The organism is Candidatus Cloacimonadota bacterium, assembly GCA_011372345.1.
GTDB lineage: Bacteria > Cloacimonadota > Cloacimonadia > Cloacimonadales > TCS61 > DRTC01.
In genome coordinates this window covers 1-1731 of sequence record DRTC01000264.1, presented here as the reverse complement: position 1 = coordinate 1731, position 1731 = coordinate 1, and the positions used below count along the sequence as shown (strand labels likewise).

General features: G+C 38.6%; 1 protein-coding gene. It reads right to left on the bottom strand.

Annotation, left to right across the window (positions count from 1 at the left end):
- Window positions 1-77: 77 nt before the first annotated feature.
- The coding region (locus ENL20_05165; GenBank protein HHE37946.1) for a T9SS type A sorting domain-containing protein at window positions 78-1731 on the bottom strand (1654 nt) is incomplete at its 5' end.

The window sequence follows — 1731 nt, the reverse complement described above, 5'->3', positions numbered from 1 at the left end:
GATTGTTTTTCCATCTAAACCTTCCGAATCCTTATAAATAAGAGGAACAGGAAGAAGGCTTCGGAAGGAGAAGTAAGTTATCTCAATAAAAGACATTTTTTGATCTCTGATTTCCTGTCTCCGGAAACCATTTTATAAAAATAGATTCCTGATGAAACAGGTTTACCTTGATCGTCTTTTCCATTCCAGTTAATTGAAGACTCACTATTGACTATTGAATATTTTCGAATGTTTTGTCCTTTGATATTGTAAATTATTATCTCTGCGTCCTCTCCGTTCTCTGCTGTAAGGTTGTATGAGATAGTTGTGGAAAGATGGAAAGGATTCGGGTGATTATTGAACAACCTGAAATCGGAATTGGAAATTGTTTCATCTTCAGCAAGGGTATGATCATCCGGTGGATCGGTTGTGAATTTGATTGCTAGTCCGTTTTGCAGTTCGGTTGCACTTGCAGGATAAATGTTGGCGTAAGTATAAAGAAGACCATCGGATTGAGTTGGATTTTCGATACCGACAGTGCAGTAATTACCGTTACTATCAATATTATGAACCTCAAAATAGTTAAATTGAATTTCTCCATTCCCATCGATAGTCTGATAAAAATCAGGATCATAAAGAATGATCTCGAATTTTTCTACAGATACATCATCCTCGCGATTATAACATCCGTTCCACTCTATTATGAAAATATTTTCCGCTTGATCATAATAATGACATATCCTCATCCTTGCATGAATATCATTTTCCGGATCGATTTCTTCTCCGATCAGATCATCCCAGAAAGCGGCAATCATAGCATAGGGTCCCAAAGCTGCCGGAATATTCCAGTTCGTGAAATTTGTTTCCCAGGTTGGAACAAATGATATCCAACCGTTAGAACAGATCGAAATACTGTCATATTCTGTTCCGTAATAGGTGAAATTAAACGGCAGAGCGATTGTACTGGTCGAGTCATCGACCATTAAAATGACATCTCCAAAACCTCCCTCATCAGGATCGATCTCTATCCATTCATAAATCGGAGTTTCATCATAACCGGCATCAAAACTATCATACGCAAAATAACCGTAATTATCGTGCCCGGTCGGATGAGTATTATCGACATCTCCCACCACAGTTGTGAAAATTGTCGAAGTCAATAAACCGTTATCATCGGTTAGATCCAATTCGAAGGAGACATTTCGTCCAAGAAAGCAATCTGCTTCCACATTAACGGGAAATGTTCCCTCGCTTGTTTCTCCAACTGCCACATTTCCAAAATTAATAATGATCTCTCCCACGCTGGCAGCACTACTCAAAGAAGTCATAGTTCCCTGGAGATCAATGGTATCGACAGAGCCGATATTCTCAATGGTAACACTCAAATCATTTGCACCTAATTCCAGGTAATTATTTCCATTCGAGGAAAATTCTGTAACTTCAAAGATCAGACTGCTGGTGATCAATTCCAATTTAGCATCATTTCCGTTTGAAATATCAAGGTCAAATTCGAGAACTTCCTGATCAGGGCAGGCAGATAGAACTTCAAACTGGAAGTTTTGCGTGGAAGTTGCTCCTGCTCCTATATTTCCAAAATCTGCAGAATTATCTGTAATATTAACGAACTGGTTATCCGAACTCAAAACCGCAGTAATCGAATTTGCAGTTTGAGAACCAAAGTTTTTCAAAGTAACTTCCAGTTGGATGTCTTCTCCGGCAATAACAGCCGAATCGGTTTGATATGAATCTAAT